Origin of the sequence: Salmonella sp. SSDFZ54 (genome assembly GCF_004010735.1) — a bacterium.
Lineage (GTDB): Bacteria > Pseudomonadota > Gammaproteobacteria > Enterobacterales > Enterobacteriaceae > Salmonella > Salmonella enterica.
Genome location: NZ_CP034819.1, coordinates 1,318,420 through 1,332,993 on the forward strand (window position 1 = coordinate 1,318,420; position 14,574 = coordinate 1,332,993).

The window sequence follows — 14,574 nt, forward strand, 5'->3', positions numbered from 1 at the left end:
AAAAAATATCACTGGATACAGTATGGTACCCTCAACATTTTCTCGTTTGAACGCCGCACGCGCGCTGCCTGTCGTCCTGGCTGCGCTACTTTTCGCCGGGTGCGGCACCCAGGCGCCAGATCAAAGCGCAGCCTATATGCAGGGTTCAGCGCAAGCTGACTCCGCCTTTTACCTGCATCAGATGCAGCAAAGCGCAGATGATAGCAAGACCAACTGGCAATTACTCGCCATTCATGCACTGCTGAAAGAAGGAAAAAGCCAGCAGGCCGTCGACCTGTTCAACCAACTCCCGCAAAATCTGAACGATACCCAGCGTCGCGAACAGTCTTTATTAGCGGTAGAAATCAAACTGGCGCAAAAAGATGTCGCAGGCGCGCAGGCCTTGCTGGATAAACTAAAACCCGCCGACTTTGCGCCAAATCAGCAAGCGCGTTACTGGCAGGCGCAGATCGTTGCCAGCCAGGGACGCCCGTCGCTTACCCTGTTGCGGGCGTTAATCGCCCAGGAACCGCTACTGGCGGCGAAAGATAAACAAAAAAATATCGACGCCACCTGGCAGGCGCTCTCCGCCATGACGCCGGATCAGGCCAGGACGTTAGTTATCAACGCTGATGAAAATGTGCTTCAGGGCTGGCTGGATCTGCAACGCGTCTGGTTTGACAACCGCAACGATCCAGACATGCTGAAAGCCGGGATCGCCGACTGGCAAAAACGCTACCCGCAAAATCCGGGGGCGAAAATGCTGCCGACGCAGCTCGTCAATGTACAACGTTTTAAACCAGCTTCCACCAGCAAAATCGCTCTGCTGCTGCCGCTGAACGGTCAGGCTGCCGTGTTTGGCCGTACCATCCAGCAAGGTTTCGAAGCCGCGAAAAACCTCGGCACCCAGGCGGTAGAGATGCAGCCTGCCGCCGCGCCTGACGCGCCGGTAGAACCTGGCGTGGAGGAGACGCAGCCACAAATGACCAACGGCGTCGCCAGTCCGTCGCAGGCCTCGGTGAGCGATCTGACTGATGACGCTCCAGCCCAGTCCGCTACGCCAGTCAGCGCGCCACAAACTCCCCCTGCTACAGCAAGCGCGCCGGCGGATCCCTCCGCTGAATTAAAAATCTACGATACCTCTTCCCAGCCGTTGGATCAGGTGCTTGCTCAGGTTCAGCAAGACGGCGCCAGTATCGTGGTCGGGCCGCTGTTGAAAAACAATGTGGAAGCGCTGATGAAAAGCAACACGCCGCTCAACGTGCTGGCGCTCAACCAGCCGGAAACGGTACGTAGCTTCCCTAATATCTGCTATTTCGCGCTCTCTCCAGAAGATGAAGCCCGTGATGCGGCGCATCATATTTATGACCAGGGCAAGCAGTCGCCGCTGCTGTTGATCCCACGCAGCACGCTTGGCGATCGCGTGGCGAACGCCTTCACCCAGGAGTGGCAAAAACTGGGCGGCGGCATCGTGTTACAGCAAAAATTCGGCTCCGTAGCCGAGCTGAAAATGGGCGTGAACGGCGGCGCGGGTATCGCGTTGACGGGCAGTCCGGTCGCCGCCAGCGTGCCTGCACAGCCTGGCGTCACCATTGGCGGTCTGACTATCCCTGCGCCGCCGACCGACGCGCAAATCACCGGCGGCGGACGCGTAGACGCGGTCTATATTCTGGCTACGCCGGAAGAGATTGGCTTTATCAAACCGATGATCGCCATGCGTAACGGCACCCAGAGCGGCGCGACGCTGTATGCCAGCTCTCGCAGCGCGCAAGGCACCTCCGGCCCCGACTTCCGTCTGGAAATGGAGGGTTTACAATACAGTGAAATTCCTATGCTGGCAGGCGGCAATATGCCGTTGATGCAGCAGGCGCTGAGCGCTGTACATAACGACTATTCTCTGGCGCGGATGTACGCCATGGGCGTGGATGCCTGGACGCTGGCGAACCACTTTTCGCAGATGCGTCAGGTGCAGGGGTTTGAGATCAATGGTAATACCGGCGCATTAACCGCCAGCCCGGATTGTGTGATTAACAGGAAGTTATCATGGCTCAAATACCAGCAAGGGGAGATTGTTCCCGCCAGCTAACGCGTAAACAGGCTGGCGACGCGTGGGAAGCTGCCGCGCGTCGCTGGCTGGAAAGCAAAGGACTGCGGTTTATCGCCGCCAACGTGCGCGAGCGCGGCGGCGAAATCGATCTGATCATGCGCGACGGAAAAACGACGGTTTTTGTTGAGGTCCGCTATCGGCGCTCCGGGCTTTATGGCGGCGCGGCGGCTAGTGTGACCCGCAGCAAGCAACACAAATTATTACATACTGCCCGCTTGTGGCTCGCCCGCCAGAATGGGAGTTTTGATACTGTGGATTGTCGGTTCGATGTGTTAGCCTTCACCGGAAATGAGATTGAGTGGTTTCGGGATGCGTTTAACGACCACTCATAATTGAAGATTTTAAGGATTAGCGTGCTCGAAAGAATCAAAGTTTGCTTTACAGAAAGCATTCAAACTCAAATTGCTGCGGCGGAAGCGCTTCCGGATGCCATTTCCCGCGCCGCCATGACGCTGGTTCATTCCCTGCTTAACGGCAACAAAATCCTCTGTTGTGGAAACGGGACGTCCGCGGCCAACGCACAGCATTTTGCTGCCAGCATGATTAACCGCTTTGAAACGGAGCGACCCAGTTTACCCGCCATTGCACTAAATACCGATAATGTGGTCTTAACTGCGATCGCTAACGATCGCCTGCACGATGAAGTTTATGCAAAACAAGTCCGGGCGCTGGGACATGCAGGCGATGTTTTATTGGCGATCTCTACGCGTGGTAATAGTCGCGATATCGTAAAAGCCGTTGAAGCAGCCGTCACACGTGACATGACCATTGTGGCGCTAACCGGGTATGACGGGGGCGAGCTGGCCGGACTATTAGGGCCGCAGGATGTTGAAATTCGTATCCCTTCACACCACAGCGCGCGCATTCAGGAAATGCATATGCTGACGGTAAACTGCCTGTGCGATTTGATCGATAACACGCTTTTTCCTCACCAGGATGATTAAGGAGTACACATGAAGGCATTTTCGCCGCTCGCAGTCCTTATTTCTGCGTTGCTATTGCAAGGTTGCGTCGCCGCCGCGGTAGTGGGTACGGCAGCCGTCGGCACCAAAGCCGCAACCGACCCGCGTAGCGTGGGCACCCAGGTGGATGACGGAACGCTGGAACTGCGTGTCAGCAGCGCGCTGTCGAAAGATGAGCAAATCAAAAAAGAGACGCGCATCAATGTCACGGCTTATCAGGGCAAAGTTTTGTTAGTGGGCCAGTCGCCAAACAGCGAACTCTCCGCACGCGCTAAACAGATAGCGATGGGCGTTGAAGGCACCACCGAGGTCTATAACGAGATTCGCCAGGGTCAGCCTATCGGCCTGGGGACCGCCTCTAACGATACCTGGATCACCACGAAAGTTCGCTCACAGCTACTGACCAGCGATCAGGTAAAATCGTCAAACGTGAAAGTCACCACCGAAAATGGCGAAGTGTTCCTGCTGGGCCTGGTGACTGAACGTGAAGGTAAAGCGGCAGCGGACATCGCCAGCCGGGTGAGCGGCGTGAAACGCGTGACCACCGCCTTTACGTATATTAAGTAACCGGTGTGCCGGGTGGCGATAAGAATGTGTAAACCGCGTCGCCATCCGGTAAATCATCCGGCTTCGCTACCCCGCTTTTTCCCGCAGTTGCGATGAGGTCAGAATCGTCACGCCTTCTTGTGCTGGCGCCAGCGCTTCCGCCAGCATGGCCCGCGCCACATCCCGCGCATCAATCGATTTCCAGTTTCCTGGCAACAGCCGAAATAGCGGAGCGAAAAGCGTTTCATTCACCCGCCGCGTTGTTCTGTCGCCGAGCAGCATAGAAGGCCGGGCAATCGTCAAACGAGGCCAATTTTGCGCGATTAACGCCTCCTCCATTTCTCCTTTCACCCGATTGTAGAAAAACGGAGAGTGCGCGTTTGCTCCCATTGCGCTGACCACCAACATGTGCTGCGCGCCCAGTCGACGCCCGGTCAGCGCGGTATCAACCACCAACGTATAATCCGCATGAATAAACGCCGCTTTACTTCCCGCTTCACGCCGGGTCGTGCCCAGGCAGCAAAAAACAATATCTACCGGGTCGGTCACCTGAGCTAACGCGTCGGTAAGCTGCGGATCGTGAGGGTTATAAACGCCGACAATATCCGTCAGCGGGCGACGCGTCGGCGCGGCGATAGCGCTCACCTGCGGCGTGTTGATTAACATTCTCAGCAGATGTCCGCCGACCAGTCCGGTCGCGCCGGTAATCAGTACCTGACTCATCCTCGCTCCTTTACAGATTTGTCCACCTTGCACTCTCGGCCCTATCGACCAGGCTTAATAGTCTACGAGGTAAGTATCCATCATTGTGGAAAATTTGCCTTACCCGACGCCACCACTGCGGAGGAAACGCATGAGTAAGAAAATTGCCGTTTTGATTACCGATGAATTTGAAGATTCAGAATTTACCTCGCCGGCAGCAGAATTCCGTCAGGCCGGCCATGAGGTCATCACCATCGAAAAAGAGGCGGGTAAAACGGTGAAAGGAAAAAAAGGCGAGGCCAGCGTCACCATTGATAAGGCTATTGATGACGTTCGTCCCGACGAGTTCGACGCCTTGCTATTGCCGGGAGGTCATTCGCCGGACTACCTGCGCGGCGACAGCCGTTTCGTGGATTTTACCCGCGATTTCGTTAACAGCGGTAAACCGGTTTTTGCCATTTGCCACGGCCCACAGTTGTTGATCAGCGCCGATGTCATTCGTGGCCGCAAACTCACGGCGGTGAAACCGATTATTATCGATGTGAAGAATGCGGGCGCGGAATTTTACGATCAGGAAGTCGTCGTCGATAAAGATCAGCTGGTGACCAGCCGCACGCCTGACGACCTGCCGGCATTTAACCGCGAGGCGCTACGCCTGCTGGGCGCGTGAGTCGCGTAACCAGTGCAGTTTTTTACCAAACCCCAGCGTGTTGTCGGTGAATTTAATTTCATCCAGCCGGATTTCCCATACCGGCGCTGGCAGCACCCTGGCGACCGGGAAGCGATGAAGGTAAGCTTTACGCGCGGCGTCGCTCTCCTGCCCCTCCAGACGGCGAATTTCCCCTTTAAACTGTACGCCGCGAATGCGCGCCACCGTTTTCGGCTGACCATTGACCGTTCCCGCAACTGGCGCGCACGCGCCAGACATTTGCGCATGGCGGGTTTTATCATCCGTTAACAGATACAGCGCGACGTTTTGCGCATCAAACAAATAAAACGCATTGGCGCACCACAGCTCTCCCTCATGGTGTACGCACCAGGTCACCACGTGTTGTTTCGCCAGCCAACGGCCAATAGCGGTAAGTGTGTCCATCTTTATTCTCGCTTATACTGGGAACCTGAAAATTATCATGCTGATGGCGACAATGACACCCTGGTATCTGTATCTGATTCGTACTGCAGACAATGCGCTTTACACCGGAATAACCACCGATGTGGCGCGTCGTTACAGGCAGCATCAAACGGGAAAAGGCGCAAAAGCATTACGGGGAAAAGGCGAGTTAACGCTGGCGTTTGCGGCGCAGGTCGGCGATCGCTCGCTGGCCCTGCGCATAGAGTATCGCATCAAACAGCTCACAAAGCGCCAGAAGGAGCGCCTTGTGACGGAACGCGAAGCGTTTGAGGCGCTGCTGTCCAGCCTGCAAACGCCGGTGCTTAAAAACGATTGAAGTGGTCGTGATACTCCACCAGCCCCGTCACGCCTTCCAGCGCATCCTCAGCCAAACGGTGTACCTGGAAAGCGCTTTCCGTACCGGGCCAACGGCAGTGAAGATCGTAATGCGCGGCCAGTTCAAAACCGAAGCGGCTATATAACGCCGGGTCGCCCAGCGTCACGACCGCCGCGTAGCCGAACTCGTTGAGCGAATCCAGCCCTTCATACACTAACTGGCGCGCCAGCCCTTGCCCGCGATACTTTTCATCGACCGCCAGCGGCGCCATGCCGACCCACTGTAAATCTTCGCCCTGCACATCAACCGGGCTAAAGGCGACATAGCCCACCACCTGACCTTCATCATCCGTGGCCACCAGTCCGAGCGTCAGAAAACCATCTTCACGCAAATCGTGAACCAGCTTCGCTTCCGCATCGCTTTCGAATGAACGGCGTAACAGCGCATCAATACCAGGCGCATCAATGGGAATTTCTACTCGAATTAGCATGGTTCACCTACCGAGGTCTGTTTGGTTTCCGGCGAGTTTTTCATACCCGCCTCAACAAAATCCGCCAGTTGCAGCAGCATAACGCGTAACGCTTTCGGCATCTGCTCCAGTTCGATGGCGTCCATCAGATTCTTCACATACAACCCTAACTCAGTATCGCCTTCAATGACCAGTCGACGCTGGAAAAAGAGCGTATCCGGATCCTGTTTACGGGCGGCGATCATTAGCAGATCGCTGGCGTCGGCGCTAAAACTGACGTCGGCATCCGCCTGCTGGCTAACGATCAGCTTTTCATTTTCAACTGTGGTATACCATTTTAAGTCGATGTCACGAACATGAATGCTTAACCAACGACCTTCGAGGAATTCCAGCTCTCCATCGGCCAGCGCCTGACGAAACTGCCAGCTCAGAACCTGTTCCAGAACCTGGCGCTTTAGCGCAAAGGGCGTCAGTTTAACCGGTACACTCATCAGAGACGGGCCAGCATGGACTAAGCGTGAACGCAGTTTATCTAACACGAGCTTTACTCCCTGTTTCAATAGTCCTGTTATTTTGCCATATCCAATAAATCACATGGCGGCGTAAATCAACAATTGGGTCTGATTTTCTACCCCATTATTGGTGTTACCAATACGCCTTTAACTGCCTTAAATCAAAAATTGTCGCAGCAAGGTTAACTAAAATCCCTGTTCGTTAACAATTTTGCGTCTCAGACGTAACCCTCAGGATAAATTATGGAGCTGCTCTGCCCTGCCGGAAATCTCCCGGCGCTGAAGGCGGCCATCGAAAACGGCGCTGACGCCGTTTATATCGGGTTAAAAGACGATACCAATGCCCGTCATTTTGCCGGCCTTAACTTTACCGAAAAAAAATTGCAGGAAGCGGTGAGTTTTGTTCACCAGCATCGCCGCAAATTACACATCGCCATTAATACTTTTGCGCATCCGGACGGCTATGCCCGCTGGCAGCGCGCCGTGGATATGGCGGCGCAGCTTGGCGCCGACGCACTGATTCTTGCCGACCTCGCTATGCTGGAATATGCCGCAGAGCGTTACCCACATATTGAGCGCCATGTTTCCGTTCAGGCCTCGGCAACCAACGAAGAGGCGATTCGCTTTTATCACCGCAACTTTGATGTCCACCGCGTAGTACTGCCGCGTGTACTGTCGATTCACCAGGTAAAACAACTGGCCCGCGTCACGCCGGTGCCGCTGGAGGTATTCGCGTTTGGCAGCCTGTGCATTATGGCGGAAGGTCGCTGCTATCTTTCTTCCTACCTGACGGGGGAGTCGCCCAATACCGTCGGCGCCTGCTCTCCCGCCCGCTTTGTCCGTTGGCAGCAAACGCCGCAGGGGCTGGAATCGCGCCTGAATGATGTCCTGATTGACCGTTACCAGGATGGCGAAAACGCGGGCTACCCAACGCTGTGTAAAGGCCGCTATTTAGTGGACGGCGAGCGCTACCACGCGCTGGAGGAGCCAACCAGCCTGAACACGCTGGAACTGCTGCCGGAGCTCATGGCGGCGAACATCGCTTCGGTGAAGATCGAAGGCCGCCAGCGCAGCCCGGCCTACGTCAGCCAGGTGGCGAAAGTGTGGCGCCAGGCGATCGATTGCTGCAAAGCCGCCCCGCAAAACTTCGTTCCACAGCGCGACTGGATGGAGACGCTCGGCGCGATGTCCGAAGGCACCCAAACCACGCTTGGCGCATATCACCGTAAATGGCAGTGAGAGGAGCTATGAAATATTCCTTAGGACCGGTGCTTTATTACTGGCCGAAAGAGACGCTGGAAGATTTTTATCAGCAGGCCGCAAAGAGCAGCGCTGACGTCATTTATCTGGGCGAAGCGGTGTGCAGCAAGCGTCGCGCGACCAAAGTCGGCGACTGGCTGGAAATGGCGAAATCCCTCGCCGCCAGCGGTAAGCAGGTGGCGCTCTCCACCCTGGCGCTGGTACAGGCGTCATCTGAATTAAGCGAGCTGAAACGCTATGTGGACAACGGCGATTTTCTGCTGGAAGCCAGCGATCTTGGCGTGGTGAATCTGTGCGCCGAGCGCAAACTGCCGTTTGTCGCCGGCCATGCGCTGAATTGCTACAACGCGGTCACGCTGCGCCGGTTGCTGAAAGAAGGCATGGTACGCTGGTGTATGCCGGTGGAGCTGTCCCGCGACTGGCTGGTGAATTTGCTTAATCAGTGCGATGAACTGGGCATCCGCAATCAGTTTGAAGTGGAAGTGTTGAGCTACGGGCATCTGCCGCTGGCCTACTCCGCTCGCTGCTTTACCGCCCGTTCGGAAGACCGCCCGAAAGATGAGTGCGAAACCTGCTGTATCAAGTATCCAAACGGTCGTGACGTGCTCTCGCAAGAGAATCAGCAGGTGTTTGTGCTTAACGGTATTCAGACCATGAGCGGCTATGTCTATAACCTTGGCAACGAACTGACGTCGATGCAGGGATTGGTCGATATCGTGCGGCTGTCGCCGTTGGGTACGGAGACATTTGCCATGCTTGATGCCTTTCGCGCTAACGAAAACGGCGGCGCACCATTACCGCTTGCCGCGCATAGCGACTGTAACGGCTACTGGAAGCGGCTGGCCGGGCTGGAGCTACAGGCCTAGCCGGATGGCGGCATCAATACCTTATCCGGCCTACAAATAGCGCTCCCGTAGGCCCGATAAGCGCAGCGCTATCGGGCATTGTTTTTGCCGTCAGTCTCATAAAGCTCACTTTGTTAACAACATTCGCTAATCTTTAATGCAGTATTAAAAGATTAACCGGTAACAAAGTGAGCCGTTATGACTGACAAAACTATTCCGTTCTCGGTGCTGGATCTGGCGCCGATCCCTGAAGGATCTTCGGCAAAAGAAGCCTTCACGCACTCGCTGGCTCTCGCACGGCTGGCTGAAAAGCGCGGTTATCACCGCTACTGGCTGGCGGAACATCACAACATGACCGGTATCGCCAGCGCGGCGACCTCGGTATTGATTGGTTATCTGGCGGCCAATACCACAACATTACATCTTGGCTCCGGCGGCGTGATGCTGCCTAACCATTCACCGCTGGTGATTGCCGAGCAGTTCGGCACGCTGAATACGCTCTACCCGGGACGTATCGACTTAGGGTTGGGACGCGCGCCGGGTAGCGATCAGCCGACGATGCGCGCACTGCGTCGCCATATGAGCGGCGATATCGATAACTTTCCACGCGATGTCGCAGAGCTGGTGGACTGGTTCGACGCTCGCGACCCTAATCCGCATGTGCGCCCGGTGCCCGGCTACGGCGAGCAGATCCCGGTCTGGCTGCTGGGCTCCAGCCTGTATAGCGCACAGTTGGCGGCCCAGCTTGGCCTGCCGTTCGCCTTTGCTTCGCATTTCGCGCCGGATATGTTGTTCCAGGCGCTGCATCTGTACCGTACCCAGTTCAAACCTTCAGCGCGGCTGGAAAAACCGTACGCGATGGTGTGTATCAATATTATCGCCGCCGACAGCAACCGCGACGCCGAATTCCTGTTTACCTCCATACAGCAGGCTTTTGTGAAGCTACGCCGTGGGGAAACCGGCCAACTGCCGCCGCCGATTGAGAATATGGAGACCTTCTGGTCGCCATCCGAGCAGTATGGCGTGCAGCAGGCGCTGAGTATGTCGCTGGTCGGTGATAAAGCGAAAGTCCGCCACGGGCTGGAATCCATCCTGCGGGAGACCAAGGCGGATGAAATTATGGTAAATGGGCAGATTTTCGATCATCAGGCGCGGCTGCATTCGTTTGATTTGGCGATGGATGTGAAGCAGGAATTGTTGGGGTAGTGCGTTGTTTTGCCCGGTGGCGCTTCGCTTACCGGGCCTACAGCATCAAGTAGGCCGGATAAGGTGCAACCGCCATCCGGCACAATAACGTTACTGGTACACCGGCAGCAAATTAAAGCTCGACAGAATATGGATAACCGCGTTGCCGACACCGAAGACCAGAATCAGGGCAATCATCGGTTTACCGCCCCAGACGCGAAATTTTGGGCTGCCGAAACGTTCGCGAGATTTACGCGCCAACAGCGCAGGCACAATGGCCGCCCAGATAGTTGCAGCTAAACCTGCATAGCCAATGGCGTACAGAAAACCGTTCGGCCACAGCAGGCCACCGACAATTGGCGGCACAAACGTCAGCAGCGCCGTTTTAAAACGCCCCATTGCCGAGTCATCAAAGCCAAACAGATCCGCCAGATAGTCAAACAGCCCCAGCGTCACGCCAAGGAAGGAACTGGCTACCGCAAAGTTAGAGAACACCACCAGCAGCAGATCCAGGCTGCGGCTGTTCAGCACGCCGCTCAACGCCTGTACCAGCACATCAATATTGCCGCCTTTCTGCGCAATGCCGATAAATTCCGGACGCGGGATGTTGCCCATCGTCCCCAGCAGCCAGACGGAATAGAGCGCCAGCGCCAGTAACGTCCCATAAATCAGGCATTTGACGATGGTACGCGGATCTTTGCCGTAATATTTCATCAGGCTCGGTACGTTACCGTGATAACCAAACGACGCCAGACAAAATGGCAGCGTCATCAGCAGGTACGGCGTATATGACGCGTGGCTTTCAGCCACGTTAAACAACGTGGCAGGCTGAACGTGCCCCAACAGGCTGCCGAAGGTCAGGAAGAAAGTAATCACTTTCGCGCCCAGCACAATCGCCGTCATCCGGCTGACCGCCTTCGTACTCAGCCACACGACAAACGCCACCAGCAGCGCAAAGGCAAAACCTGCCGCTCGCGCCGGAACGTTCAGCGACATCTCAGCAAAGGTATGATGCAGAATTGAGCCGCTCGCCGAGATATAGGCGTAAGTCAGGATGTAGAGCACAAAGGCAATAGAGATGCCATTTACCACGTTCCAGCCTTTCCCCAACAGATCTTTGGTGATGGTGTCGAAACTCGAACCAATGCGGTAGTTAAGGTTGGCTTCGAGGATCATCAGCCCGGAGTGCAGCATACAAAACCAGGTAAAGACCAGCGCCGCCATCGACCAGAAGAACCACGCCCCGGACATGACCACCGGCAGGGAGAACATCCCCGCGCCAATGATGGTGCCGCCGATAATCACCACGCCGCCAAGCAGCGAAGGTGACGTTTGGGTGGTGGTAAGTGTTGCCATTCAGCTCTCTCTCCAGTCATTTATAATGTGACTATCTCTCAATACGCTGCACTGTACCAGTACATGAGTACAAAAGAAATAAAAAAAGCCCCGATTGTGACGATCGGGGCTGTATATTTTACTTTACGCTGTGAATGCGCAGGTCAGCGTGAGTTACGCATCACCGCCGAAACGACGGCGACCGGTAGAGTCATCACGACGCGGACCACGGCTTTCACGACGTTCGCCGCTGAAGCGACGACCATCGCCACGACCACCTTCACGACGTTCGCCGCTGAAATTACGACCGCCTTCACGACGTTCGCCACTGAAGCTACGACCACCGCCGCGACGTTCGCCGCCCGCGTGCGGAACAGCATCACCCAACAGCTGCATATTCATCGGCTTGTTCAGAATGCGGGTACGCGTGAAGTGCTGGAGCACTTCGCCCGGCATACCTTTCGGCAGCTCGATGGTGGAGTGAGACGCGAACAGCTTAATGTTACCAATGTAACGGCTGCTGATATCGCCTTCGTTAGCGATAGCGCCCACGATATGACGAACTTCAACGCCGTCATCACGGCCCACTTCAATGCGGTATAACTGCATATCGCCAACGTCACGACGTTCACGACGCGGACGTTCTTCACGATCGCCACGCGGGCCACGGTCATTACGATCGCGCGGACCACGGTCGTCACGGTCACGGAATTCACGCTTAGGACGCATCGGCGCATCCGGCGGCAGAATCAGCGGACGCTCGCCCTGCGCCATTTTCAGCAGTGCGGCGGCCAGCGTTTCGAGATCCAGCTCTTCACCTTCGGCAGACGGCTGGATTTTCGCCAGCAGCGCACGGTACTGATCCAGATCGCTGCTTTCCAGTTGCTGCTGAACTTTCGCGGCGAATTTTTCCAGACGGCGTTTACCCAGCAGTTCTGCGTTCGGCAGTTCCACTTCCGGAATGGTCAGCTTCATGGTGCGTTCGATGTTGCGCAGCAGACGACGCTCGCGGTTCTCAACGAACAGCAGCGCGCGACCGGCGCGACCCGCACGGCCGGTACGACCGATACGGTGAACGTAGGACTCGGAGTCCATCGGAATATCGTAGTTCACCACCAGGCTGATACGTTCAACGTCCAGACCACGTGCCGCAACGTCGGTAGCGATCAGGATGTCCAGACGACCATCTTTCAGGCGTTCCAGAGTCTGCTCACGCAGCGCCTGGTTCATATCGCCATTCAACGCGGCGCTGTTGTAGCCGCTACGTTCCAGCGCTTCTGCTACTTCCAGGGTCGCGTTTTTGGTACGCACGAAGATAATCGCCGCATCAAAGTCTTCCGCTTCCAGGAAACGCACCAGCGCTTCGTTTTTACGCATACCCCAGACAGTCCAGTAGCTCTGGCTGATGTCAGGACGGGTAGTCACGCTGGACTGAATGCGCACTTCCTGCGGCTCTTTCATAAAGCGGCGGGTAATGCGACGAATCGCTTCCGGCATGGTGGCGGAGAACAGAGCGGTCTGATGACCTTCCGGGATCTGCGCCATAATAGTTTCAACGTCTTCGATGAAGCCCATACGCAGCATTTCGTCGGCTTCATCCAGCACCAGACCACTCAGTTTAGAGAGGTCGAGGGTGCCGCGTTTTAAGTGATCAAGCAGACGTCCCGGCGTACCGACAACGATCTGCGGCCCCTGACGCAGGGCGCGTAACTGCACGTCATAACGCTGACCGCCGTACAGGGCAACCACGTTTACGCCGCGCATGTGTTTAGAGAAATCCGTCATGGCTTCGGCAACCTGTACCGCCAGTTCGCGGGTTGGCGCCAGCACCAGAATCTGAGGTGCCTTCAGCTCAGGATCAAGATTGTTGAGCAGCGGTAAAGAGAACGCTGCGGTTTTGCCGCTACCGGTCTGGGCCATGCCCAGCACGTCGCGACCGCCCAGCAGATGCGGAATGCACTCTGCCTGGATTGGAGATGGTTTTTCGTAACCCAGATCGGTAAGGGCTTCAAGGATAGGAGCCTTCAGCCCCAGATCTGCAAAAGTGGTTTCGAATTCAGCCATGTAGTACGTGTGCCTCAAAATTAATGGCGGCCAGTCTACATAACTCATCATGAAATTGATCTGCAATTTTCATTGAAAAGTGTGAACCGGCTCAAAGTAGGTGTATTAACGAACAACAACGCCCTCACCCGCGAAGGTGATGGCAATCAAAAAGATTACGGGCTGATATGTTCGTCAGCTATTGCTGGTCCGATTCTGCCAGGTCATCTTGGTCCTGGCCCAGGAGCGATAATTCCAACAATGCGTATCGGTGCTCAACAAAGTTATGAACGTTGTTGGCCACCGCCAGTTTGAACAGAGCCGTGGCGCTGTCCAAATCCCCCAGACTTAGGTAATACTTACCTAAATAGAAGTTGGTTTCACTGAGATGCTCAGCGAGCGAGGTGTTATCCGTTGCGTCCGCCTTGAGCCTTTCCATCAGCGTTGCTTCGCTAATGTCGCCCAGGTAGAACTCGACAATGTTCCATCCCCATTGCTCTTTATCCGATTTTTCGAAGCGTGCTTTTAACGCTTCTTTCGCCTGCTTCTCATTAAGCTTCTGCTCAACAAGATACAGCCACAGGCTGCGGTAAGGATCATTGGGATCGTCTTGATAAAACGCCAGCAGATCATCTTGCGCTAACTTATCACGGCCGCCGTAATACAATGCGATACCGCGGTTTAAGTGCGCGTAGTTGTAAGTTGGATCAAGCTCTAGTACAGAATCAAACGCTTCATAGGCAGCATCAAAATTGCCTGCCTGCGTTAAATAAATGCCTAAGTAATTGAATACTTCAGGCATATCCGGTCTGATTGCCAGCGCTTGTGAAAAATCATTTCGCGCTAATGCTCTCAAACCAAGACTATCATACAACACTCCGCGCTCATATAAAAGCTGTGCGCGTTCGTCATCGGTTAAAGCCCGACTGGCAAGAATCTGTTCCATACGCGCCAGAATCACTTCCTGCTGTAAAGTCGGTTGCAATGGTTCTGCGAGGACTTCACTTTTACGCCAGGCGGAATTACTGCATCCTGCAAGCGTAAGTGCTGTCGCAACGAAACACCAGCGCAAAAAAGGCTTCATTTCCCACTCCCGAAGACAACGATTGAATGAACGTCCTGTTCCCCGGTGGCTCAACAAGGCGTCCAGCCAGGTCTAAAGCCCTCCGCACTGCGGAGGG

17 protein-coding genes are annotated in these 14,574 nt (G+C 55.4%); 9 read left to right on the forward strand and 8 right to left on the reverse strand.

Features of this window, described 5'->3' with window-relative positions; all coding sequences use genetic code 11:
- Positions 1-22 precede the first annotated feature (22 nt).
- The 4 genes from EOS97_RS06665 to dolP are packed head-to-tail and all read left to right on the forward strand — an operon-like array spanning position 23 to position 3,615.
- The gene (locus EOS97_RS06665) at positions 23-2,065 is read left to right on the forward strand and encodes a penicillin-binding protein activator (protein ID WP_000249230.1); all 2,043 of its coding nucleotides are present in this window, start codon (positions 23-25) and stop codon (positions 2,063-2,065) included.
- A complete protein-coding gene (locus EOS97_RS06670) occupies positions 2,023-2,418 on the forward strand; it encodes a YraN family protein (RefSeq protein WP_000057285.1) in 396 nt (131 codons plus the stop codon). Before EOS97_RS06665 ends, EOS97_RS06670 begins: the two co-directional genes overlap by 43 nt.
- A gap of 21 nt (positions 2,419-2,439) precedes the next feature.
- Positions 2,440-3,030, forward strand: a complete 591-nt coding sequence (gene diaA, locus EOS97_RS06675; protein ID WP_000893481.1) for a DnaA initiator-associating protein DiaA — start codon at positions 2,440-2,442, stop codon at positions 3,028-3,030.
- 9 nt (positions 3,031-3,039) lie between these two features.
- Positions 3,040-3,615: a division/outer membrane stress-associated lipid-binding lipoprotein gene (gene dolP, locus EOS97_RS06680; protein ID WP_000643280.1), complete on the forward strand. Its 576-nt coding sequence runs from the start codon at positions 3,040-3,042 to the stop codon at positions 3,613-3,615.
- Between the two features lie 66 nt (positions 3,616-3,681).
- On the opposite strand, the gene EOS97_RS06685 is transcribed toward dolP, so the two are convergent.
- Positions 3,682-4,317 carry an NAD(P)H-binding protein gene (locus tag EOS97_RS06685; RefSeq protein WP_001517952.1) on the reverse strand — a complete coding sequence of 212 codons (636 nt, stop codon included), beginning with the start codon at positions 4,315-4,317 and terminating at the stop codon, positions 3,682-3,684.
- Between the two features lie 130 nt (positions 4,318-4,447).
- Between EOS97_RS06685 and yhbO the strand changes: the two genes are divergently transcribed.
- The gene (yhbO, locus tag EOS97_RS06690; protein ID WP_000037599.1) at positions 4,448-4,966 is read left to right on the forward strand and encodes a protein/nucleic acid deglycase; all 519 of its coding nucleotides are present in this window, start codon (positions 4,448-4,450) and stop codon (positions 4,964-4,966) included.
- On the opposite strand, the gene EOS97_RS06695 is transcribed toward yhbO, so the two are convergent.
- On the reverse strand, positions 4,946-5,389 hold the full coding sequence (locus EOS97_RS06695; protein ID WP_000380402.1) for a YhbP family protein: 444 nt from the start codon (positions 5,387-5,389) through the stop codon (positions 4,946-4,948). The two genes, yhbO and EOS97_RS06695, sit on opposite strands and share 21 nt — an antisense overlap.
- Positions 5,390-5,426: 37 nt before the next feature.
- Here EOS97_RS06695 and EOS97_RS06700 point away from each other — a divergent pair, with 37 nt between their 5' ends.
- Complete coding sequence (locus EOS97_RS06700; RefSeq protein ID WP_000928379.1) at positions 5,427-5,744, forward strand: GIY-YIG nuclease family protein; 318 nt, start codon at positions 5,427-5,429, stop codon at positions 5,742-5,744.
- Here EOS97_RS06700 and EOS97_RS06705 read toward each other — a convergent pair.
- Entirely contained in the window at positions 5,731-6,234 is a 504-nt protein-coding gene (locus EOS97_RS06705; protein WP_000908562.1) for a GNAT family N-acetyltransferase, read from the reverse strand. The genes EOS97_RS06700 and EOS97_RS06705 overlap by 14 nt on opposite strands.
- Positions 6,228-6,752, reverse strand: coding sequence for an SCP2 domain-containing protein (locus EOS97_RS06710; protein WP_000884721.1), 525 nt, complete (start codon positions 6,750-6,752; stop codon positions 6,228-6,230). Before EOS97_RS06710 ends, EOS97_RS06705 begins: the two co-directional genes overlap by 7 nt.
- A gap of 216 nt (positions 6,753-6,968) precedes the next feature.
- Between EOS97_RS06710 and EOS97_RS06715 the strand changes: the two genes are divergently transcribed.
- From EOS97_RS06715 to EOS97_RS06725, 3 genes are all read left to right on the forward strand, one after another.
- Positions 6,969-7,964, forward strand: coding sequence for a peptidase U32 family protein (locus tag EOS97_RS06715; protein WP_000421308.1), 996 nt, complete (start codon positions 6,969-6,971; stop codon positions 7,962-7,964).
- Complete coding sequence (locus EOS97_RS06720; RefSeq protein WP_001540959.1) at positions 7,955-8,851, forward strand: U32 family peptidase; 897 nt, start codon at positions 7,955-7,957, stop codon at positions 8,849-8,851. Before EOS97_RS06715 ends, EOS97_RS06720 begins: the two co-directional genes overlap by 10 nt.
- A 177-nt stretch (positions 8,852-9,028) precedes the next feature.
- Positions 9,029-10,036, forward strand: a complete 1,008-nt coding sequence (locus tag EOS97_RS06725; protein ID WP_127836132.1) for a luciferase-like monooxygenase — start codon at positions 9,029-9,031, stop codon at positions 10,034-10,036.
- 90 nt (positions 10,037-10,126) lie between these two features.
- On the opposite strand, the gene mtr is transcribed toward EOS97_RS06725, so the two are convergent.
- From mtr to nlpI, 4 genes are all read right to left on the reverse strand, one after another.
- A complete protein-coding gene (mtr, locus tag EOS97_RS06730) occupies positions 10,127-11,371 on the reverse strand; it encodes a tryptophan permease (protein ID WP_000224387.1) in 1,245 nt (414 codons plus the stop codon).
- Positions 11,372-11,524: 153 nt separating this feature from the next.
- The gene (gene deaD, locus EOS97_RS06735) at positions 11,525-13,414 is read right to left on the reverse strand and encodes an ATP-dependent RNA helicase DeaD (RefSeq protein ID WP_000807248.1); all 1,890 of its coding nucleotides are present in this window, start codon (positions 13,412-13,414) and stop codon (positions 11,525-11,527) included.
- On the reverse strand, positions 13,407-13,487 hold the full coding sequence (yrbN, locus tag EOS97_RS06740; RefSeq protein WP_010723222.1) for a protein YrbN: 81 nt from the start codon (positions 13,485-13,487) through the stop codon (positions 13,407-13,409). Before yrbN ends, deaD begins: the two co-directional genes overlap by 8 nt.
- Before the next feature lie 105 nt (positions 13,488-13,592).
- Positions 13,593-14,477, reverse strand: a complete 885-nt coding sequence (gene nlpI, locus EOS97_RS06745; protein ID WP_127836133.1) for a lipoprotein NlpI — start codon at positions 14,475-14,477, stop codon at positions 13,593-13,595.
- Positions 14,478-14,574 lie beyond the last annotated feature (97 nt).